The organism is Nesterenkonia alkaliphila, assembly GCF_009758175.1.
Lineage (GTDB): Bacteria > Actinomycetota > Actinomycetes > Actinomycetales > Micrococcaceae > Nesterenkonia > Nesterenkonia alkaliphila.
Map to the genome: position 1 here is coordinate 45,020 of NZ_WRPM01000068.1, position 17,966 is coordinate 62,985.

At 64.9% G+C, this 17,966-nt stretch carries 28 protein-coding genes and 1 riboswitch; of the genes, 4 read left to right on the forward strand and 24 right to left on the reverse strand.

What is annotated here, in order from left to right:
- The first annotated feature begins 40 nt into the window (after positions 1–40).
- The 3 genes from GNZ21_RS09265 to GNZ21_RS16195 all read left to right on the forward strand — a co-directional run bounded on the left by GNZ21_RS09265 (position 41) and on the right by GNZ21_RS16195 (position 4,274).
- The gene (locus GNZ21_RS09265; protein ID WP_157323552.1) at positions 41–973 is read left to right on the forward strand and encodes an aminodeoxychorismate lyase; all 933 of its coding nucleotides are present in this window, start codon (positions 41–43) and stop codon (positions 971–973) included.
- Between the two features lie 38 nt (positions 974–1,011).
- Positions 1,012–1,136: riboswitch (TPP riboswitch) on the forward strand.
- Positions 1,126–1,776, forward strand: coding sequence for an ECF transporter S component (locus GNZ21_RS09270; RefSeq protein ID WP_157323554.1), 651 nt, complete (start codon positions 1,126–1,128; stop codon positions 1,774–1,776). Its footprint overlaps the riboswitch before it by 11 nt.
- Before the next feature lie 11 nt (positions 1,777–1,787).
- Positions 1,788–4,274, forward strand: a complete 2,487-nt coding sequence (locus tag GNZ21_RS16195) for an ATP-binding cassette domain-containing protein (RefSeq protein WP_157323556.1) — start codon at positions 1,788–1,790, stop codon at positions 4,272–4,274.
- 17 nt (positions 4,275–4,291) lie between these two features.
- Here GNZ21_RS16195 and GNZ21_RS09280 read toward each other — a convergent pair whose 3' ends face one another.
- Positions 4,292–5,110: a carbon-nitrogen hydrolase family protein gene (locus tag GNZ21_RS09280; RefSeq protein WP_157323559.1), complete on the reverse strand. Its 819-nt coding sequence runs from the start codon at positions 5,108–5,110 to the stop codon at positions 4,292–4,294.
- Between the two features lie 76 nt (positions 5,111–5,186).
- Here GNZ21_RS09280 and GNZ21_RS09285 point away from each other — a divergent pair, with 76 nt between their 5' ends.
- Positions 5,187–5,459, forward strand: a complete 273-nt coding sequence (locus GNZ21_RS09285) for a DUF4235 domain-containing protein (RefSeq protein WP_157323561.1) — start codon at positions 5,187–5,189, stop codon at positions 5,457–5,459.
- A gap of 4 nt (positions 5,460–5,463) precedes the next feature.
- Here GNZ21_RS09285 and GNZ21_RS09290 read toward each other — a convergent pair whose 3' ends face one another.
- The 23 genes from GNZ21_RS09290 to rplC form a co-directional block, all read right to left on the reverse strand.
- Positions 5,464–5,634, reverse strand: coding sequence for a hypothetical protein (locus GNZ21_RS09290; RefSeq protein ID WP_157323563.1), 171 nt, complete (start codon positions 5,632–5,634; stop codon positions 5,464–5,466).
- A 44-nt stretch (positions 5,635–5,678) separates the two neighbouring features.
- Positions 5,679–6,518 carry a type I methionyl aminopeptidase gene (gene map / locus GNZ21_RS09295; protein ID WP_188503420.1) on the reverse strand — a complete coding sequence of 280 codons (840 nt, stop codon included), beginning with the start codon at positions 6,516–6,518 and terminating at the stop codon, positions 5,679–5,681.
- Between the two features lie 4 nt (positions 6,519–6,522).
- A complete protein-coding gene (locus GNZ21_RS09300) occupies positions 6,523–7,092 on the reverse strand; it encodes an adenylate kinase (protein WP_157323567.1) in 570 nt (189 codons plus the stop codon).
- A complete protein-coding gene (gene secY, locus GNZ21_RS09305; protein WP_157323569.1) occupies positions 7,089–8,396 on the reverse strand; it encodes a preprotein translocase subunit SecY in 1,308 nt (435 codons plus the stop codon). The genes GNZ21_RS09300 and secY overlap by 4 nt, the downstream gene beginning before the upstream one ends.
- A 152-nt stretch (positions 8,397–8,548) precedes the next feature.
- The gene (gene rplO, locus GNZ21_RS09310) at positions 8,549–9,043 is read right to left on the reverse strand and encodes a 50S ribosomal protein L15 (RefSeq protein WP_157323571.1); all 495 of its coding nucleotides are present in this window, start codon (positions 9,041–9,043) and stop codon (positions 8,549–8,551) included.
- On the reverse strand, positions 9,043–9,273 hold the full coding sequence (rpmD, locus tag GNZ21_RS09315) for a 50S ribosomal protein L30 (protein WP_157323645.1): 231 nt from the start codon (positions 9,271–9,273) through the stop codon (positions 9,043–9,045). The genes rplO and rpmD overlap by 1 nt, the downstream gene beginning before the upstream one ends.
- The gene (gene rpsE / locus GNZ21_RS09320; protein WP_188503419.1) at positions 9,273–10,022 is read right to left on the reverse strand and encodes a 30S ribosomal protein S5; all 750 of its coding nucleotides are present in this window, start codon (positions 10,020–10,022) and stop codon (positions 9,273–9,275) included. Before rpsE ends, rpmD begins: the two co-directional genes overlap by 1 nt.
- Positions 10,019–10,390 (reverse strand): 50S ribosomal protein L18, encoded by a 372-nt coding sequence (gene rplR, locus GNZ21_RS09325; RefSeq protein WP_157323573.1) that lies wholly within the window; start codon positions 10,388–10,390, stop codon positions 10,019–10,021. The genes rpsE and rplR overlap by 4 nt, the downstream gene beginning before the upstream one ends.
- A gap of 3 nt (positions 10,391–10,393) precedes the next feature.
- Positions 10,394–10,930 carry a 50S ribosomal protein L6 gene (rplF, locus tag GNZ21_RS09330; RefSeq protein ID WP_157323575.1) on the reverse strand — a complete coding sequence of 179 codons (537 nt, stop codon included), beginning with the start codon at positions 10,928–10,930 and terminating at the stop codon, positions 10,394–10,396.
- Between the two features lie 21 nt (positions 10,931–10,951).
- Positions 10,952–11,350: a 30S ribosomal protein S8 gene (gene rpsH / locus GNZ21_RS09335; protein WP_157323578.1), complete on the reverse strand. Its 399-nt coding sequence runs from the start codon at positions 11,348–11,350 to the stop codon at positions 10,952–10,954.
- Positions 11,351–11,429: 79 nt separating this feature from the next.
- Positions 11,430–12,005, reverse strand: coding sequence for a 50S ribosomal protein L5 (rplE, locus tag GNZ21_RS09340; protein WP_157323580.1), 576 nt, complete (start codon positions 12,003–12,005; stop codon positions 11,430–11,432).
- A complete protein-coding gene (gene rplX / locus GNZ21_RS09345; protein WP_157323582.1) occupies positions 12,002–12,328 on the reverse strand; it encodes a 50S ribosomal protein L24 in 327 nt (108 codons plus the stop codon). The genes rplE and rplX overlap by 4 nt, the downstream gene beginning before the upstream one ends.
- Before the next feature lie 2 nt (positions 12,329–12,330).
- Positions 12,331–12,702: a 50S ribosomal protein L14 gene (gene rplN / locus GNZ21_RS09350; protein ID WP_188503418.1), complete on the reverse strand. Its 372-nt coding sequence runs from the start codon at positions 12,700–12,702 to the stop codon at positions 12,331–12,333.
- Positions 12,703–12,981: 279 nt separating this feature from the next.
- The gene (rpsQ, locus tag GNZ21_RS09355) at positions 12,982–13,284 is read right to left on the reverse strand and encodes a 30S ribosomal protein S17 (protein WP_157323584.1); all 303 of its coding nucleotides are present in this window, start codon (positions 13,282–13,284) and stop codon (positions 12,982–12,984) included.
- Complete coding sequence (rpmC, locus tag GNZ21_RS09360) at positions 13,281–13,550, reverse strand: 50S ribosomal protein L29 (RefSeq protein ID WP_157323586.1); 270 nt, start codon at positions 13,548–13,550, stop codon at positions 13,281–13,283. The genes rpsQ and rpmC overlap by 4 nt, the downstream gene beginning before the upstream one ends.
- 2 nt (positions 13,551–13,552) lie before the next feature.
- Positions 13,553–13,969 carry a 50S ribosomal protein L16 gene (gene rplP, locus GNZ21_RS09365; RefSeq protein ID WP_157323588.1) on the reverse strand — a complete coding sequence of 139 codons (417 nt, stop codon included), beginning with the start codon at positions 13,967–13,969 and terminating at the stop codon, positions 13,553–13,555.
- On the reverse strand, positions 13,969–14,766 hold the full coding sequence (rpsC, locus tag GNZ21_RS09370; protein WP_188503417.1) for a 30S ribosomal protein S3: 798 nt from the start codon (positions 14,764–14,766) through the stop codon (positions 13,969–13,971). The genes rplP and rpsC overlap by 1 nt, the downstream gene beginning before the upstream one ends.
- A complete protein-coding gene (gene rplV / locus GNZ21_RS09375; RefSeq protein WP_150461733.1) occupies positions 14,766–15,131 on the reverse strand; it encodes a 50S ribosomal protein L22 in 366 nt (121 codons plus the stop codon). The genes rpsC and rplV overlap by 1 nt, the downstream gene beginning before the upstream one ends.
- Positions 15,132–15,181: 50 nt before the next feature.
- Positions 15,182–15,463, reverse strand: a complete 282-nt coding sequence (gene rpsS / locus GNZ21_RS09380) for a 30S ribosomal protein S19 (protein ID WP_157323590.1) — start codon at positions 15,461–15,463, stop codon at positions 15,182–15,184.
- Positions 15,464–15,475: 12 nt separating this feature from the next.
- Positions 15,476–16,312, reverse strand: a complete 837-nt coding sequence (gene rplB, locus GNZ21_RS09385; protein WP_157323592.1) for a 50S ribosomal protein L2 — start codon at positions 16,310–16,312, stop codon at positions 15,476–15,478.
- A gap of 37 nt (positions 16,313–16,349) precedes the next feature.
- Positions 16,350–16,658, reverse strand: a complete 309-nt coding sequence (gene rplW / locus GNZ21_RS09390; RefSeq protein WP_188503416.1) for a 50S ribosomal protein L23 — start codon at positions 16,656–16,658, stop codon at positions 16,350–16,352.
- Positions 16,655–17,284, reverse strand: a complete 630-nt coding sequence (gene rplD, locus GNZ21_RS09395; protein ID WP_157323594.1) for a 50S ribosomal protein L4 — start codon at positions 17,282–17,284, stop codon at positions 16,655–16,657. The genes rplW and rplD overlap by 4 nt, the downstream gene beginning before the upstream one ends.
- A gap of 5 nt (positions 17,285–17,289) precedes the next feature.
- Positions 17,290–17,952 carry a 50S ribosomal protein L3 gene (gene rplC, locus GNZ21_RS09400; protein WP_157323596.1) on the reverse strand — a complete coding sequence of 221 codons (663 nt, stop codon included), beginning with the start codon at positions 17,950–17,952 and terminating at the stop codon, positions 17,290–17,292.
- Positions 17,953–17,966: the final 14 nt, after the last annotated feature.

The following is a 17,966-nucleotide window of genomic DNA, read 5'->3' on the forward strand; positions in this document are numbered from 1 at the left end:
CCTCATCCGTCCCATCCTATGCCGGGTATAGGCTTGCCTCATGGCGGAACGCTTTGATGAAGACAGTTTGCGGGCAGTCGGCGTACGGATAGATGCCGAACATCCGGAGGGAATCATCTTTGACCCCCATCAGCCGCAGCTGCGGGTCACCGACCTCGCGGCGGTGCGCGGGGACGGGATCTTTGAGACCATGCTGGTCAAGGACGGTCATGTGCGGAAGTTCCCGGCCCATCTGGAGCGGCTGCAGCGCTCGGCCAAGATCACCGGGATCGGCATTCCCCCGGCGGAGTCCTGGCAGGCCGCAGTGGCTCGCGGGCTCGATGAGTTCCGCACCCGCAGTGGACTGCCTGAGGAACTTTCGATCCGGCTGACCGCCTCGCGCGGAGTGGACGGTGAGCCTGCCAGTGAGGACAGCAGCTTTGCCGGGACCTACTGGGTGCTGCTCACCCCGGTGCCGGAGTCGGTGCAGGCCTCCCGCGGCGCGGCGATCAGCGTGACCCTGCTGGACCGCGGGTACGACGCCGCGGCGGCCGAACGTGCCCCCTGGCTGCTGCTGGGTGCCAAGACGCTCAGCTACGCGGTGAATATGGCTGCCCTGCGCTGGGCTAAGGAGCACGGGCACGACGACGTCATCTTCACCTCCTCAGACGGCCAAGTTCTGGAGGGCCCCATCTCCACTGTGCTGCTCGGCAGCCGGGACGGCAACGGTCAGGTGCACCTGCACACCCCCAGCCCCGAGGTCGGGATTCTGCCGGGCACCACTCAGGCAACTATCTACCGGGCGGCTGAGGCCGCGGGATGGACCACCTCAGCTGGGCCGGTCACCGTGGCGGAGCTGAAGCAGGCACAGTTCCTCTGGCTGACCGGCTCGGTGAAGCTGGTCTCGCCGATCGCCCAGGTGGATGAGCTTGAGTTCACCACCGATCCGGAGATCACCCACAAGCTGCTGGAGTTCCTCAGCCAGGAGGGCTGAATCCTGTTACAGTTGTTGCGCACTTAACTGAATATGGATTTTTCCGACAGGGGAGCGCCCGCATTGAGCCGTACCGGCTCCAGGCGCTGAGAGTGGGCTGACGGCCCAGACCCTAGAACCTGCTCAGGTTAGAACCTGCGAAGGAAGTCGCTATGAATACTTCTGCATCCGGCCCTGCCACCTCCGCCTTCCGCCAGCGCTGGACGGTCAGCGATATTGTGGTCGCCTCCACCCTCGCCGTGGCCTCCGGGGTGATCTTCTGGGGCTGGAACCTCAGCTATCACGCGGTGAGCACGCTGTTCACCGCCTATCCTCCGGCTGCCTCGCTGGTGGCCGGCATGTGGCTGTTCCCAGCGGTGCTGGGTGCGGTGATCATCCGCAAACCTGGTGCCGCGATCTACTGCGAGATGGTCGCTGCCGCGGTCTCCGCCCTGCTGGGCTCCCAGTGGGGCCTGGGCGTGCTGCTCTCCGGCTTTGTGCAGGGCCTGGGCGCAGAGCTGATCATCCTGGCATTCCTCTACCGGCGCTTCACCGTGGATGTGGCGATCCTCGCCGGAGCTTCCGCCGGGCTGATGGGCGGCATCAACGAGAACTTCATCGCCGCCTACTACCAGTACAGCGCTGTGGGCACTGCAGTGCATATCGGCGGCTTCGCCGTCTCCGGTGCGATCATCGCCGGGCTGCTGCCCTGGCTTGCCGCCCGGGGGCTGGCCGCCACCGGGGTGCTGGGGCCGCTGAAGTCACGCCGGGCGCATCAGGAGTCTGCCCTGGGCGGCCGGGTCCGCGGCACCAGCCCCGCCTGATTCCACCCCGGATGAAGAGAACGACGACGCCCCCAGAGCTCTCTGCCCCCACCGCCGGTGGGACTGCCGGCGCGGCCACGGCCGGAGTCCGGGTCCGCGCCCAGTGCTTCAGCTACCAGCACGCTGACCGCGAGCGCCCGGCCCTGGCTGGACTGGACCTGGAGCTGGCCCCCGGCGAGAAGGTGCTGCTGGCCGGCGCCTCAGGGGCGGGGAAGTCCACACTGCTGCACGCCCTGGCCGGGGTGCTGCACCACGATGACGCCGCCTCAAGCGGCAGCCTGCTGCTGGACGGCCGCCACCCTGCCGAGGCCCGGGGCCGGGCCGGGCTGATGCAGCAGGACCCAGAGTCCCAGGTTGTGCTGGCCCGGATCGGCGATGATGTGGCCTTCTCGTGCGAAAACCTCGCCGTACCCGCCGAGGAGATCCCGCAGCGGGTGAAGGCCGCCCTGACAGCCGTGGGGCTGGATCATCTGCCGCTGGATCATCCCAGCTCCCAGCTCTCCGGCGGTCAGAAGCAGCGGCTGGCCCTGGCCGGGATCCTTGCGATGCGGCCGGGTCTGCTGCTGCTCGATGAGCCCACGGCCAATCTGGACCCGGAGGGCACCCTGCAGGTCCGCGATGCGGTGGTCGCCGCCGCAGCGGAGACCGGAGCCACCCTGGTGGTGGTCGAACACCGGCTGGAGACCTGGGTGGAGCATATGGACACCCTACTGGTGCTGGAGCCCGGCGGTGGTCTCCGGCATCGGGTTCCGGCCTGGGCTGTCAATGACGACGCCGCCCTCCGCCAGGAACTTGTTGAGGCCGGGCTGTGGGTGCCCCGCCAACGCCCGCCTGGATCATCGAGTGGTCAATTCCCCCCGCTATCGGCACCTGGACGCACCTCTCAGGCGGGGAAGATTGACCACTCAACATCGGTGAGCCTCACTGCGACGCGCTCAGGGGGCCAGTCTTCGGCCGCTCTGCTGACCGGCAGCGGCCTGGCAGTGCACCGGAAGCCGCCGCGGAGATCCTGGCGCAGCGGCGAGCCTGCCCAACCGACACTTTCCGGGGTGAATATCAGCCTCTCCCCGGGCAGCGCTCTGGGCATCACCGGGCGCAACGGTGCCGGGAAGTCCACGCTGATGCTGACTCTGGCCGGCCTGCTGGCTCCGCATGGTGGAACGCTGACCGCCGGGCGCGGGCTCAAAGGTGAGCATGGGGCCGAGCTGCCGGATTCTCCCTTCGAATGGCGCTCAGCAGATCTGACCTCTCGGATCGGCACCGTATTTCAGGAGCCGGAGCACCAGTTCGTGCGGAACACCGTGGCCGATGAGCTGCGGCTCTCCGCTGAACAGGCCCGGGTGCCCGGCACCCGGCAGCCGCTGTTCTCCGAGCAGGAGGTGGCGCAGCGGGTGGCCAAGCTGCTGGAGCGGCTGCGGCTGACCCATCTGGCTCAGGCCAATCCGTTCACCCTCTCCGGAGGTGAGAAGCGCCGCCTCTCCGTGGGCACAGCCCTGGCCGCCGGCCCTGAGGTGCTCATGCTCGATGAGCCGACCTTCGGCCAGGACGCACACACCTTCAGCGAGCTGATCAGCCTGCTGCGTGAGCATCTGGATTCCGGGGGAACAGTTCTGGCTGTCACCCATGATGCAGACTTCCTGGAAGCACTGGGTGCCGAGCGCTATGACCTCTCAGCTGAGACCTCCGCCCCGCCCGGCACCCAGCAGCCAGAGCAGAAGCACCCCACCAGCACTCCGCTGCTCTCGGCGGTGCGGGACACCTCCTGGCTGGGCCGGCGAGGTCCGCTGGCCAAACTGCTGGCCCTGCTGTTCATCACCTTCGCACTGATCGCCACCATCGATCCGGTCTCAGCAGCTGTGGTGGCCGTGGCCTGCTTCGCCCTGCTGCCAGTGGCGAACATCCGGTTGGTGACGTTCCTGAGACGGATCTGGATATTCGCGGCAGCCGCTCTGATGGCCGTCTGGGGCGCTGCGATCGCTGCCGAAGAGTCCGGACGGGTGCTGCTGGACCTAGGCGTGACCACCATCTCCACCGGATCCCTGGAGCTGGGCCTGTCTCTGGGTGCCCGCGCCTTCGCGATCGTACTGCCCAGTGTGCTGATCTTCTCCACCACCGACCCCACGGATCTGGCCGATTCCTTGGCTCAGCAGGTGAAGCTGCCGGCTCGGTTCGTGCTCGGTGCGCTGGCCGCGATGCGCCTGCTGGGGCTGATGGCCGAGCACTGGACCACCTTGGGCCATGCCCGGCGGGCCCGCGGGCTGGGCAGCCGGTTCCTCTCCCAGGCCTTCGGACTGCTGGTCCAGGCCATCCGGATGGCCACCCGGCTGGCGGTCACCATGGAGTCCCGGGGCTTCGGTGCCGGGCCGCGCACCTGGGCCAGGCGTGCCAGCTTCACTCGCGCTGACTGGCTCGTAGCCTTAGCCGGGTTCCTCATCGCGGCCACGGCAACTGCTGCAGCCCTTGCCGCCGGCACCTGGAACCTTGTCTGGCAGAGCTGAGGTTCCGCCCCACCGCCTCAGAGCCCGAGATCAGTCCGGGCGTTGGCGAGGACCGGGAGAGCCTGGCGTGCCTGGTCCACCGTCGCCATATCAATATCTGCGATAAGCAGTTCCGGGGCCTCTCCAGCTTCGGCCAAGATCTCCCCAGTTGGGGAGACGATGAGCGAATGGCCCACGCCTGTGGGGGCTTTTTCCGGTGCCTGCACACCTGCGGCCTCCGGCAGTCCCTGCCCGCAGGCCACCACGTACTGGGTGGAGTCCAAGGCCCGGGCCGTCGCCAGGGTCCGCCACTGCTCCACCTTCCGGGGTCCGGTCTGCCAGGACGCCGGCACCAGGCTCAGGTGCGCGCCGTCGTTGGCATATGCCTGGAAGAGCTGCGGGAACCTGATGTCATAACAGGTGGCCAGACCGATCCGCACGCCCCGGGTATCGAAGCTCACCCTACGCTCCCCCGGCTCCACCGTCCGCGACTCCTGGAAGCCGAAGGCGTCATAGAGGTGGAGCTTGTCGTAGCTGACATACACCGAGGGACCTGTGGCAAGCAGGGTATTGCGCACCCTTGGCCGGCCACCCGGCTCGGCGGGCTCCCCCGGCGTGAACATTCCGAGCACCACCACAATGCCGTGCCGCTGGGCGATCAGATGTACCTCTTCGGCCCATTCCCAGGCGGTTTCTGCCACCGGCCCCAGCGGGTAGCCGAAGGCCCGCTGGGTCGCCTCCGGGAAGACCACAAGGTCAGCCCCGGCCTGTGCCGCCTGGGCAGTCCATTCCCGCACCAGGCTGAGGTTCTGCTGGGGATCCTCCCCCGTGACAATCTGAGCGGCAGCGATACGCATAATCCAACTCTAGGTGGCTTCCGGCACTCTCGGATAGTCTGAGGACAGCACGCGTCGATTATGAAGGAGTTGCCCTGTGGACAAGCTGATCGAAAAGGGAATGACCGTAGCGATCTCTCTGGGGGCCGGTTTTGTAGCCTCTAAGGTCTTTGACTTCACCTGGGAGCAGATCACCGGTGAGGAGCCGCCCAAGAACGACGAGGTGGACGCCGTGGACATCAAACGCGCCTTGGTGTTCGGAATCACCTCAGCTGCGGTGAGCGCAGCTGTTCAGGTGCTCTCCCAGCGCGGAGCCAAGGCCGGCATGCGCAAGGTCAGGAGCTCCTACGGCAAGAAGTCCGAGGTGTGAGCAGCTACACTGCTTTTTTGCCGTCGCGGCCCAGCAGATAGGCGAGGCTGATCCCGGAGAGCACCGCGCCGCCGAAGGCGAATGCAGAGGAGACTACGGGGTCGCCGGTCAGCGCGATGATGCCGGCCACAGCCGCCAGAAGTGTGATGGCGCCGAACGAGATCTTCAGAATCATGCCTCTACCTTATCCATCCTCCCTGCTGCACGCACGCATAAGGGCTAGGGAATCGGGACAGGTTCTATACCGAGGGGTTCGAGATCGGCCGCTCCGCCATCTGGAGCAGTGAGCACCCAGATGCCGTCACGGTGCCGGCAGACGCTGTGTTCCCATTGACTGGAGCGGGCGCCGTCGGTGGTGACCACCGTCCACTCATCCTCCAGCAGGTCGGTCTCGATGCTGCCCCGGACCAGCATAGGCTCGATGGCCAGGGCCATTCCGGGCTTGATCTTGGCACCCTTCATTCCGGTGCTGTAGTTGAAGACGTCCGGGGCCATATGCATGGCTGAGCCGATGCCGTGGCCCACGTACTCCTCCAGGATCCCCAGCGGGGCACCGGGCTGGGACTTCACATAGTCCTCCACCGCCTCACCGATCTCGCCGACGTGCTTGGCGGTGGCAAATGCGGCGATCCCCCGCCAGAGGGCTGCCCGGGTGATCACTGAGAGCCGTTCGTCCTCCGGATCAGCGGTGCCCTGCTCGCTGCTGCCGAGGATAACGGTGCGTGCCGAGTCGGAGTGCCAGCCGTCTATGATGCAGCCGCCGTCGATCTTCAGCACATCACCCTGCTGAAGGACCCGCTCGCCGGGGATCCCGTGCACCACTTCCTCATTGACCGAGGCGCAGATGTACCCGGGGAAGCCGTGGTAGTTCAGGAAGTTGGGCTTGGCGCCACGGGCGGTGATGTACTCAGCGAAGACCTCGTTCAGCTCCCCGGTGGTGACTCCGGGGGCTGCAGCGTCCACCGCGGCGTCCAGTGCACCGGACAAGATGCTCCCAGCGGTGTCCATGGACCTCAGCTGGTCATCTGACTTCAGTTCGATGCGCCCTCTGGAAAGCACTGGTTCAGGCCTGGATGGCGCTCATGATGCGGGCGTTGACTTCCTCCACGGAGCCCAGACCATCCACCTGCTTGACCAGGCCACGAGTCTTGTACTCATCGATCATGGGACGGGTCTCTGACTCGAAGAGCTCGAGGCGGCGGCGGATGACGTTCTCGTCGGCGTCGTCTTCCCGGCCTTCGATCTCAGCGCGCTTCTTCAGCCGCTGAGTCAGCTCCTCAGTATCCGCGGTCAGTTCCAGGACCAGGTCCAGGTCCACACCGAGCCGGGAGAGCATCTCATCCAGGGTGGCAGCCTGGGTGCGGTTGCGGGGGTAGCCGTCGAGCAGGAAGCCGTCAGCGGCGTCGTCCCAGCTGAGCCGGTCCTCCACCAGGCGGTTGGTCAGCGAATCAGGGACCAGGTCTCCGGCGTCCACGTACTTCTTGGCTTCTTTGCCCAGTTCGGTCTCGCCTTTGATGTTGGCCCGGAAGATATCGCCGGTGGCGATCGCGGTGATGCCGAGGTTCTCGGAGATCATCTTGGCCTGGGTTCCCTTGCCGGAGCCTTGCGGTCCGACGATCAGCATACGCGTCATCGCAGCAGCCCTTCGTAGTTGTGTTGTTCCATCTGTGCGCTGATCTGCTTCACCGTGGTGAGACCAACGCCGACCATAATGAGGATCGAGGTTCCGCCGAACGGGAAGTTCTGGTCCGCCCCGATGAGCACAAAGGCGATCAGCGGGATCATGGCTACGAAGCCCAGATAGATGGCACCAGGGAAGGTGATTCGGCTGATCACATAGGCCAGGTAGCTCTCAGTGGGCCTACCGGCGCGGATACCCGGGATAAACCCACCGTATTTGCGCATGTTCTCGGCGACTTCATTGGGGTTGAAGGTGATCGAGACGTAGAAATAGGTGAACCCGACGGTCATCAGGAAGAAGGTGGCCATGTAGACCGGGTGGGCGCCGTCGAAGTACTGGTTGAGGAAGACGAAGATGCCGGAGGGCTCCTGGCCCGGGGCCGGCTGGTTGAACTGCATGGCCACTGAGGGCAGCATCAGCACCGAGGAGGAGAAGATCACCGGGATCACACCGGCCATGTTGACCTTGATCGGGATGTAGGTGCTGGTTCCGCCGACAGTACGGCGGCCGATCTGCTTCTTGGCGTACTGGACCGGAACGCGGCGCTGGGACTGCTCCACGAACACGATCGCAGCCACCAGGCACAGTCCGATCGCGCAGACGGCTGCGAAGACCCGCCAGTCCTGCTCCACCCAGATCTGGCGCATGGAGCCGGGGAAGCCGGCGGCGATGGCCACGAAGATCAGGATGGACATGCCGTTGCCGACGCCGCGCTCGGTGATCTGCTCGCCCAGCCACATGATCATGGCCACGCCGGTGACCATCACCAGGATCATCAGCAGAATCACGGCCAGGGAGTCATCAGGGATGATCTCTCCTGCCTCACAGCCCAGCAGCGCGCCGGAGCGGGCCATGGTGACCAGTACCGTGGCGTTCAGCGTGGCCAGGGCCAGGGTGAGGTAGCGGGTGTACTGAGTGAGCTTGGCCTGGCCCTGTGCGCCCTCGCGCTGGAGAGCCTCGAAGCGCGGAATGACTACGCGCAGCAGCTGCACGATAATGGCTGCGGTGATGTAGGGCATGATGCCCAGGGCAAAGACTGATACCTGCAGCATCGCTCCGCCGGAGAACATGTTCACGAAGGCGTAGAGCCCGCCCTCCGTGTTGCCCAGTTCCAGGCAGCGCTGCACACCGTTATAGTCCACCCCCGGTGCAGGGATGAATGCGCCGATCCGGTAGATCGTGATGATCCCTAGTGTGAACAGGATCTTCGCGCGCAGATCAGGTGATGCGAACACCCTGGCTATTGCGCTGAACAAGCGTCCTCCTCTTTGGGCGCGGCGTGTCTACTGTGCCGACCACACAATCAGTCATCCTAACCCGCTTAAGGTGTGGGGGAAGAATTGAGACGGTAACAGCTCAGCCCCCGCCTTGGACAAGCGAGGGCTGAGCTGTTATCTGGGGCTGGAGCTCACTCCGCGGCGGGAGCGGGCTTCAGGGGCAGCTTCTCCACGGAGCCGCCTACTGCTTTGATCTTCTCTTCGGCAGATGCGCTGAAGGCGTGGGCCTTCACATTGACTGCCACCGAGATCTCTCCGGAGCCGAGGACCTTGACCGGCTTGCCCTTGCGGGCCACGCCTTTGGCGATCAGGTCGGCAGCGGTGACATCGCCGCCCTCCGGGAAGACCTCCCCCAGCTTGGTCAGGTTGACCGGGGAGTACTCCACACGGAAGGGGCTCTTGAATCCGCGCAGCTTCGGAAGGCGCATATGCAGCGGAAGCTGCCCGCCCTCGAAGCCTGGGCGCACCTGGTAACGGGCCTTGGTGCCCTTGGTGCCGCGGCCGGCAGTCTTGCCCTTGGAACCCTCACCACGGCCCACGCGGGTCCGCTGCTTCTTGGAGCCCGGTGCCGGCTTGAGGTCATGCAGCTTCAGGACCGAAGATTCGGCGTCAGTGTTCTGTGCCATCACTTGGCCTCCTCTACGTTCACGAGATGCTTCACGGTGTTGAGCATCCCCACGGTGGCGGCGTCAGCCTCACGGACCACAGTGTGGCCGATCCGCTTCAGGCCCAGCGACCGGACAGTCTCCCGGTGGTTGGGCTTGGCGCCGATGGTGGATTTGATCTGCGTGATCTCCAGTTTGGTGTCACCCACCTGGAAGTTCTTTGCAGTGCTGTACTGGACGGTCTGCGCCATCATGCACCTGCCTTTGCTGCGTTCTTCCTGGCCTCTTTATCAGCTGCCAGAGTTTTCAGCATCGGAGCCGGGGCCACCTCGTCGAGGCTCTTTCCGCGGCGTGCTGCCACGGACTCCGGCTCCTCAAGCTGCTTGAGGGCGTCGATGGTGCCGTGAACGATGTTGATGGCGTTCACCGAGCCCATGGACTTGGTCAGCACGTCATGGATGCCTGCGCACTCCAGGACGGCGCGGACCGGACCGCCGGCGATCACACCGGTACCCGGAGAGGCGGGGCGCAGCAGCACAACGCCTGCTGCATCCTCACCCTTGACCAGGTGCGGGATGGTGGATCCGACGCGGGGCACGCGGAAGAAGTTCTTCTTGGCTTCCTCCACGCCCTTCTGGATAGCTGCCGGGACCTCTTTGGCCTTGCCGTAGCCCACGCCCACGGTGCCGTCGCCGTCGCCGACGACCACCAGTGCGGTGAAGCTGAAGCGGCGGCCACCCTTGACGACCTTGGAGACGCGGTTGATGGTCACTACGCGCTCAAGGAACTTGTCCTTATCCTCGTCGCGGCCACCGCGCCCACGGCCCTCACCGCGGCCTCGGCCGCGGCCACGGCCGGAGTCGCCGCGACCACCGCGCTCACCGCGGCGGGAGTCGGTGTTCTGCTCACCGGAGGCCGGGCTCTGCTCGGCAGACTCAGCGGTGTTCTGGTTGGACTCAGTCACAGAGAGGTCCTTCTCATTGGTTGCGTTCTCACTCACAGCTTCAGACCACCTTCCCGGGCGCCGTCGGCGACGGCGGCCACGCGGCCGTGGTACTTATTTCCGCCGCGGTCGAAGACCACAGCCTCAATGCCGGCTGCCTTGGCGCGCTCGGCGATCAGCTCGCCGACCTTCTTGGCCTTGGCAGTCTTGTCACCGTCGAAGCTGCGCAGGTCAGCCTCCATGGTGGTGGCGGAGACCACGGTCGTGCCCTCGAGGTCATTGACGACCTGGGCGACCATATGACGGGAGGAGCGGTTGACCACCAGGCGCGGACGCTCAGCGGTGCCGTTGACCTTCTTGCGCAGGCGCAGGTGGCGCCGGCCGCGGGCAGCGGACTTTGACTTGCCCTTGATACCGATAGCCATGGATTACTTACCTGCCTTTCCGGCCTTGCGGCGAATCTGCTCGCCTTCGTAGCGCACGCCTTTGCCCTTGTACGGGTCAGGCTTGCGCAGCTTGCGGATATTTGCAGCGACCTCGCCGACCTGCTGCTTGTCGATGCCGGAGACGGCCACCTTATTGGCACCCTCAACGGCGAAGGTGATGCCCTCAGGGGCCTGCACCGGAACCGGGTGGGAGTAGCCCAGGGCGAACTCGAGGTCCTTGCCTTTGGCCTGGACGCGGTAGCCGGTGCCGACGATCTCGAGCTTCTTGGTGAAGCCCTCGGTGACGCCGATGATCATGTTGTTGATCAGGCTGCGGGTCAGGCCGTGCAGTGAGCGGGACTCACGTTCGTCATTGGGGCGCAGGACCGTGAGGGTCCCGTCCTCAATCTGGACGGTGATGCCCTCGGCCAGGGTGCGGCTCAGTTCGCCCTTGGCGCCCTTGACGGTGATATCGCGGCCGTCAACGGTGACGTCGACGCCGGAGGGGACAGTGATCGGAAGACGACCGATGCGTGACATAGTGCTCAGACTCCTTCCGGGTTACCAGACGTAGGCGAGGACTTCTCCGCCTACACCCTTCTTGCCAGCCTGCCGGTCAGTGAGCAGACCGGAGGATGTGGACAGGATCGCAATGCCCAGGCCACCCAGCACATGTGGGAGGTTGTTGGACTTTGCGTAGACCCGGAGACCGGGCTTGGAGATGCGCTTCAGGCCGGCGATGGATCGCTCACGGTTCGGGCCGAACTTCAGGTCGATGACCAGGGTCTTGCCGACCTCGGCCTCTTCCTCGCGCCAGTCGGTGATGTAGCCCTCTGCCTTCAGGATGTCAGCGATCCGGACCTTCAGCTTGGAGCTGGGCATGGTGACCTGGTCATGGAATGCCGAATTGGCGTTGCGCAGACGGGTCAGCATGTCTGCGACTGGGTCAGTCATTGTCATAGGGGCGTGTGCCCTTCCTCGTGCCGGTTTCCGTGCTCCGCAGCTTCAGCTGGAGGTGCGCGGACCTTTCACGTAGTGCTTACTGGTTGTTGGTCTTGAACGGGAAGCCCAGTGCGCGCAGCAGCGCCCGGCCTTCGTCGTCAGTGGTTGCAGTGGTCACCACGGTGATGTCCATACCGCGCGGACGGTCGATCTTGTCCTGATCGATCTCGTGGAATACCGACTGCTCGGTCAGCCCGAAGGTGTAGTTTCCGTTGCCGTCGAACTGCCGGTCGCTCAGGCCGCGGAAGTCGCGGATGCGGGGCAGTGCGAAGGTGACCAGGCGGTCCAGGAACTCCCACATCCGGTCACCGCGCAGGGTGGCATGGGTGCCGATGGCCTGGCCTTCACGCAGCTTGAACTGCGCGATGGACTTCTTGGCGTGGGTCACCTTGGGCTTCTGGCCGGTGATGTTGGTGAGGTCCTCGACTGCGCCCTGGATGAGCTTGGAGTCGCGGGCTGCCTCGCCCACACCCATGTTCACCACGACTTTGACCAGTCCGGGAACCTGCATCACGTTGGCGTAGCCGAACTCGTTCTGCAGCGCCTCGCGGATCTCTTCGCGGTACTTGGTCTTCAGGCGGGGGGTGATGTTCTCAGTCACGGTCTCGGTCATGACAGCTCCTTCCCGGAGGCCTTGGCGTAACGGACCTTCTTGGTCTCACCGTCAACCTCTTCGAAGCGGTAGCCCACACGGGTCGGCTTCTCGGTCTCGGGGTCGACAACGGCCACGTTGGAGATGTGGATGGGGGCCTCGGACTCCACGATGCCGCCCTCGGTCTGACCGAATTGGCCGGCACGCAGGTGGCGCTTGACGCGGTTGACGCCTTCGACCACCACGCGGTCCTTCTTGGTGATGACTTCCAGGACCTTGCCCTGTTTGCCCTTGTCCTTGCCGGTGAGCACCTGGACGAGGTCGTCCTTCTTGATCTTGGCCATGGTTACAGCACCTCCGGTGCGAGCGAGACGATCTTCATGAACCGCTTATCGCGCAGCTCACGGCCCACGGGCCCGAAGATACGGGTGCCGCGCGGCTCGGGAGTGTCACCCTTGAGGATGACCGCAGCGTTCTCGTCGAAGCTGATGTAGGAGCCGTCGTTGCGGCGGGACTTCTTGCGCGTCCGGACGACAACGGCCTTGACCACTTCGCCCTTCTTCACATTGCCGCCGGGGATGGCGTCCTTGACAGTGGCGACGAAGGTGTCGCCGATACCTGCGTAGCGGCGTCCGGATCCACCGAGCACCCGGATGACAAGGATCTCCTTGGCACCGGTGTTATCGGCGATCTTCAGCCGCGATTCCTGCTGAATCACGTGTTTCTCCTATTCGTCCGACTGGTTCTCAGCCGAGTAGGCCGAGCCTGGTGGAACTACCAAATGTGAATGACTCCCCCGCCGCTTACCCACACACCACGGCTCAGCTGAGCAACCTACTTGATGGGTGGCCGAGGCGGCCTTGGAGGATGTGCGCTGTCCGCGGCGGTCCAGAAACCAACGCACACGGGCGCACAGCTACAAAAGCTTACATGACAAAAGCCCGGAAATCCAACTCAGCGTTGGAAATCCGGGCTCCTGCCGCAACCTAGTGATATATCACTTGGCCTTTTCGATGATGCGCACCAGGCGCCACCGCTTGGTGGCGGAGAGCGGGCGGGTCTCGGAGATCAGCACGGTGTCTCCGATGCCGGCCTCGCCGTTCTCGTCATGCGCCTTGAACTTGGAGTGCCGCTTCATCACTTTCCCGTACAGGGAGTGCTTCTTGCGGTCCTCAACCTCCACCACGATGGTCTTCTCCATTTTGTCGGAGACGACGACGCCGCGCAGGTTCTTACGGTAGTTGCGCTCAGCGGAGGTGTGGTCCTTGTTCCGCTGGACGGCTTCGGTGTTCTCGCTCATGCGGACTCCTCCTCGTTCTCTTCGGCCTCAGCAGCCGCGCCCACCGACTCCCGGATGCCGAGCTCACGCTCGCGCAGCACGGTGTAGATCCGGGCGATATCGCGCTTGACGGCCTTCAGGCGAGCGGAGTTCTCCAGCTGGCCGGTGGCGGACTGGAAGCGAAGGTTGAACAGCTCTTCCTTGGCCTCGCGGAGCTTGCTGCCCAGCTCGGCGTCGTTGAACTCAGCCAGCTTCTCAACGGTCAGGTCCTTGGATCCGACTGCCATGATCATTCACCACTCTCTCGGCTGATCACGCGTGCCTTGACAGGCAGCTTGTGGATTGCCAGACGCAGGGCCTCCTTGGCGACCTCTTCGCTGACACCGGACAGCTCGAACATCACGCGTCCGGGCTTGACGTTGGCGACCCACCACTCGGGCGAGCCCTTACCGGAGCCCATGCGGACCTCGGCAGGCTTCTTGGTCAGCGGGTGGTCGGGGTAGATGTTGATCCACACCTTTCCACCACGCTTGATGTGACGGGTCATGGCGATACGTGCCGACTCGATCTGCCGGTTGGTCACGTAGGCCGGGCCCAGCGCCTGGATGCCGTACTCGCCGAAGGCCAGCTCAGTGCCGCCCTTGGCCATACCGCCGCGCTTGGGCTTGTGGGGCTTGCGGAATTTCACCCGCTTAGGCATCAGCATCAGTTCTGCCCTCCTTCAGCGGCAGGTGCTGCGGCAGCAGCCTCTTCGCGTCCCCGGCCTGCACCACGACGACGACGCTCGCCGCCGGCGCGACCGCCACGGTCGCCTCCGCGGCCGCGGCCGGAAGGCTGGGAGGCCTGCTGTGCTGCCAGTTCCTTGGCAGTCAGGTCACCCTTGTAGACCCAGACCTTCACGCCGATGCGGCCGAAGGTGGTCTTGGCCTCGTGCTTGCCGAAGTCGATGTTTGCGCGCAGGGTGTGCAGCGGCACACGGCCTTCGCGGTAGAACTCGGAGCGGGACATCTCAGCGCCGCCCAGACGGCCGGCGCACTGGATACGGATACCCTTGGCGCCTGCTCGCATAGCAGAGGAGATGGCCTTCTTCATGGCGCGGCGGAAGGCCACGCGGGCGGCGAGCTGCTCGGCTACACCCTGGGCAACCAGCTGGGCATCGATCTCGGGGTTCTTGACCTCGAGTATGTTCAGCTGAATCTGCTTACCGGTGAGCTTCTCCAGCTCGCTGCGGATGCGGTCTGCCTCAGCACCGCGGCGGCCGATCACGATGCCCGGACGGGCGGTGTGGATATCCACCCGCACCCGGTCCCGGGTCCGCTCGATCTCGACCTTGGAGATGCCGGCGCGCTCAACGCTCTTCTCCAGCAGCTCGCGGATCTGAACATCTTCCTTGACGAAGTCCTTGTACCGCTGACCAGGCTTGCTGGAGTCGGCGTACCAGTGGGAAATGTGGTCAGTGGTGATGCCCAGACGGAAACCATTGGGGTTGATCTTCTGTCCCACTACTGATCTCCACCTTTCTCTTCTGTGCCGACCACGATGGTCACGTGGCTGGTGCGCTTGTTGATGCGGAATGCGCGCCCCTGTGCCCGGGGGCGGAACCGCTTCATGGTGGGGCCTTCATCGACGCGCGCCTCAGTGATGACGTAGTCGTCCTCATTGAAGGCGACGCCGGCCTTGTCGGCGTGCTGGCGAGCATTGGCCATAGCGGATGCGACCACCTTGTACACCGGCTCCGAGGCGCCCTGGGGGGCGAACTGCAGGATGGCCAGTGCCTCATTGGCCTGCTTGCCGCGGACAAGGTCGACGACGCGCCGGGCCTTCATAGGCGTCACACGCACATAGCGCGCAATTGCCTTGGCTTCCATTGCTTTCCTTCTCTCGTCTTGTCTAGAGGTTCAAACGTTCACTGACCGGGTCAGCGGCGCTTGCCCTTCTTGTCGTCTTTCACGTGTCCGCGGAAGGTCCGGGTCTGTGCGAACTCGCCGAGCTTGTGCCCGACCATCGACTCGGTGATGAACACGGGGATGTGCTTACGCCCGTCATGCACGGCGATAGTGTGGCCGAGCATGTCCGGGATGATCATTGAACGCCGGGACCAGGTCTTGATGACGTTCTTGGTGCCCTTTTCGTTCTCAGCGGCGACCTTCAGGTACAGGTGCTGATCAACGAAGGGGCCCTTCTTCAGGCTGCGTGGCATGTTTCCAGGCTCCTATCGCTTGTTCTTGGTACGACGACGCCGCACGATGAGCTTGTCTGATTCCTTATTGGGACGCCGGGTGCGGCCCTCAGGCTTGCCGTTGGGGTTCACCGGGTGACGACCGCCGGAGGTCTTGCCCTCACCACCGCCGTGCGGGTGGTCCACAGGGTTCATGACCACACCGCGAACGGTTGGGCGCACGCCCTTCCAGCGCATCCGGCCTGCCTTGCCCCAGTTGAGGTTGGACTGCTCGGCGTTGCCGACCTGTCCCACAGTGGCGCGGCAGCGCACGTCCACGTTGCGGACCTCCCCGGAGGGCAGGCGCAGCTGGGCGTACTTGCCCTCGCGGGCCACCAGCTGGATGGAGGCTCCTGCGGAGCGGCCCAGCTTGGCGCCGCCGCCGGGGCGCAGCTCCACGGCGTGGATCACAGTACCCAGCGGGATATTGCGCAGCGGCAGGTTGTTGCCGGGCTTGATATCGGCATTGGGGCCGGACTCCACCGCAGCACCCTGGACCAGCTTGGCCGGTGCCAGGATGTAGCGCTTAGTGCCGTCTGCGTAGTGCAGCAGGGCGATCCGGGCGGTGCGGTTGGGGTCGTACTCAATATGAGCGACCTTGGCCGGCACACCGTCCTTATCAGCACGGCGGAAGTCGATCACACGGTACTGGCGCTTATGGCCGCCGCCCTTGTGACGGGTGGTGATCTTGCCCGAGCTGTTGCGTCCGCCGGTCTTGGTCAGCGGGCGCAGCAAGGACTTCTCCGGGGTGTCCCGGGTGATCTCTGCGAAGTCGGCCACCGAGGAGCCGCGCTGGCCCGGGGTGGTCGGCTTGAGATTGCGAATAGCCATTCTTTTACTCTTCCTCGATCAAGTGGTTCCGGCTGCCTCAGGCAGCGGATCCTCCGAAGATGTCGATTGCGTAGCCCTCTTTGAGGGTCACGATGGCCCGCTTGGTGTCATTGCGCTTGCCCCAGCCGAAGCGGGTGCGGCGGCGCTTGCCCTCGCGGTTGGCGGTGTTGACCCGGTCGACCTTGACGCTGAAGATCTGCTCCACAGCGTTTTTGATCTCGGGCTTGGTGGCACCGGTGGCGACGAGGAACGTGTACTTGCCCTCGTCGATGTTGTTGTAGGACTTCTCAGAGATCACCGGTGCGAGGATGATGTCGCGCGGGTTCTTCTCGGTCAGGACGCTCACTTGGCCTCCTCCTTCTCAGCCTGGTTGCCTGCGGCGTGGGCCAGGAAAGCCTCGTAGCCGGCCTGGGTGAACACGATGTCGTCGGAGACGAGCACATCGTAGGTGTTCAGCTGGTCGGCGTAGAGCGCGTGCACTGCGGGCAGGTTGCGCACCGACAGGGCTGCGGTGTCCTCGGCCCGGTCCAGCACTACCAGCCAGTTCCGGTCCACACCGCCGATGGAGGCCAGGGCCTCCTTGGCTGCCTTGGTCGAAGGGGTCTCCCCGGTGACCAGGGAGTCGACCACGTGGATCCGGCCGTTGCGGGCCCGGTCGGAGAGGGCACCGCGCAGGGCGGCGGCCTTCATCTTCTTGGGGGTCCGCTGGGCGTAGCTGCGCGGCTGCGGGCCGTGCACCACGCCGCCGCCGATCATATGCGGGGCGATCATGGAGCCCTGGCGGGCGCGGCCGGTGCCCTTCTGCCGGAACGGCTTGGCAGTGGTGCCGGAACGCTCAGCGCGGGTCTTGGTCTTGTGGGTGCCCTGACGGGCGGCGGCCTGCTGAGCCACCACTACCTGGTGGATCAGGGCGTTGTTCGTCTCTGCGTCGAAGATCTCGGCGGGGAGATCCACAGATACCTTGGAGCTCATGAAGATCATGCTCCCTTCACAGCGGTGCGGACGAGGATGACTCCACCCTTGGGGCCGGGAACAGCGCCCTTGACGAGCAGCAGGTTCTTCTCGGCATCCACGGCGTGGAGAGTCAGGTTGTGGGTGGTGCGGCGGACGTTGCCCATCCGGCCGGCCATCCGCAGTCCCTTGAACACGCGGCCCGGGGTGGCTGCGCCACCGATCGAGCCGGGCTTGCGGTGGTTCTTGTGCTGACCGTGGGAGGCGCCCACGCCGGCGAATCCGTGACGCTTCATCACACCGGCGAAGCCCTTGCCCTTGGTCTTGCCCACGACGTCAACCTTCTGGCCGACCTCGAAGGTCTCCACCGAGAGGTCCTGGCCCAGTTCGTACTCGCCGGAGTCTGCGGTGCGGATCTCTACCACGTGGCGGCGGGGAGTGACCCCGGCCTTCTCGAAGTGGCCGGCCAGCGGCTTGGTGACCTTGCGCGGGTCGATGGCGCCGAAGCCGATCTGCACGGCGTTGTAGCCGTCAGTCTCTTCGGTGCGGATCTGGGTGACTACGTTGGAGTCAGCCTGGATGACGGTCACGGGGATGAGGTTGTTGTTCTCATCCCAGACCTGGGTCATGCCGAGCTTCGTGCCCAGCAGTCCCTTGACGTTGGAGTCTGTGCGGGAAATGTTGGTCATAGTTCTCTCAGCAC

Excerpts from the sequence above, each read along its gene's own strand:
- GNZ21_RS09265 (WP_157323552.1), top strand. The coding sequence starts at position 41 with ATGGCGGAACGCTTTGATGAAGACAGTTTGCGGGCAGTCGGCGTACGG.
- GNZ21_RS09270 (WP_157323554.1), top strand. The coding sequence starts at position 1,126 with ATGAATACTTCTGCATCCGGCCCTGCCACCTCCGCCTTCCGCCAGCGC.
- GNZ21_RS16195 (WP_157323556.1), top strand. The coding sequence starts at position 1,788 with ATGAAGAGAACGACGACGCCCCCAGAGCTCTCTGCCCCCACCGCCGGT.
- GNZ21_RS09280 (WP_157323559.1), bottom strand. The coding sequence starts at position 5,110 with ATGCGTATCGCTGCCGCTCAGATTGTCACGGGGGAGGATCCCCAGCAG.
- GNZ21_RS09290 (WP_157323563.1), bottom strand. The coding sequence starts at position 5,634 with ATGATTCTGAAGATCTCGTTCGGCGCCATCACACTTCTGGCGGCTGTG.
- GNZ21_RS09300 (WP_157323567.1), bottom strand. The coding sequence starts at position 7,092 with ATGACGCGTATGCTGATCGTCGGACCGCAAGGCTCCGGCAAGGGAACC.
- rplO (WP_157323571.1), bottom strand. The coding sequence starts at position 9,043 with ATGGCACAGAACACTGACGCCGAATCTTCGGTCCTGAAGCTGCATGAC.
- rpmD (WP_157323645.1), bottom strand. The coding sequence starts at position 9,273 with ATGGCGCAGACCGTCCAGTACAGCACTGCAAAGAACTTCCAGGTGGGT.
- rplR (WP_157323573.1), bottom strand. The coding sequence starts at position 10,390 with ATGGCTATCGGTATCAAGGGCAAGTCAAAGTCCGCTGCCCGCGGCCGG.
- rplF (WP_157323575.1), bottom strand. The coding sequence starts at position 10,930 with ATGTCACGCATCGGTCGTCTTCCGATCACTGTCCCCTCCGGCGTCGAC.
- rpsH (WP_157323578.1), bottom strand. The coding sequence starts at position 11,350 with ATGACAATGACTGACCCAGTCGCAGACATGCTGACCCGTCTGCGCAAC.
- rplE (WP_157323580.1), bottom strand. The coding sequence starts at position 12,005 with ATGACCGAGACCGTGACTGAGAACATCACCCCCCGCCTGAAGACCAAG.
- rplX (WP_157323582.1), bottom strand. The coding sequence starts at position 12,328 with ATGGCCAAGATCAAGAAGGACGACCTCGTCCAGGTGCTCACCGGCAAG.
- rpsQ (WP_157323584.1), bottom strand. The coding sequence starts at position 13,284 with ATGAGCGAGAACACCGAAGCCGTCCAGCGGAACAAGGACCACACCTCC.
- rpmC (WP_157323586.1), bottom strand. The coding sequence starts at position 13,550 with ATGGCAGTCGGATCCAAGGACCTGACCGTTGAGAAGCTGGCTGAGTTC.
- rplP (WP_157323588.1), bottom strand. The coding sequence starts at position 13,969 with ATGCTGATGCCTAAGCGGGTGAAATTCCGCAAGCCCCACAAGCCCAAG.
- rplV (WP_150461733.1), bottom strand. The coding sequence starts at position 15,131 with ATGGAAGCCAAGGCAATTGCGCGCTATGTGCGTGTGACGCCTATGAAG.
- rpsS (WP_157323590.1), bottom strand. The coding sequence starts at position 15,463 with ATGCCACGCAGCCTGAAGAAGGGCCCCTTCGTTGATCAGCACCTGTAC.
- rplB (WP_157323592.1), bottom strand. The coding sequence starts at position 16,312 with ATGGCTATTCGCAATCTCAAGCCGACCACCCCGGGCCAGCGCGGCTCC.
- rplD (WP_157323594.1), bottom strand. The coding sequence starts at position 17,284 with ATGAGCTCCAAGGTATCTGTGGATCTCCCCGCCGAGATCTTCGACGCA.
- rplC (WP_157323596.1), bottom strand. The coding sequence starts at position 17,952 with ATGACCAACATTTCCCGCACAGACTCCAACGTCAAGGGACTGCTGGGC.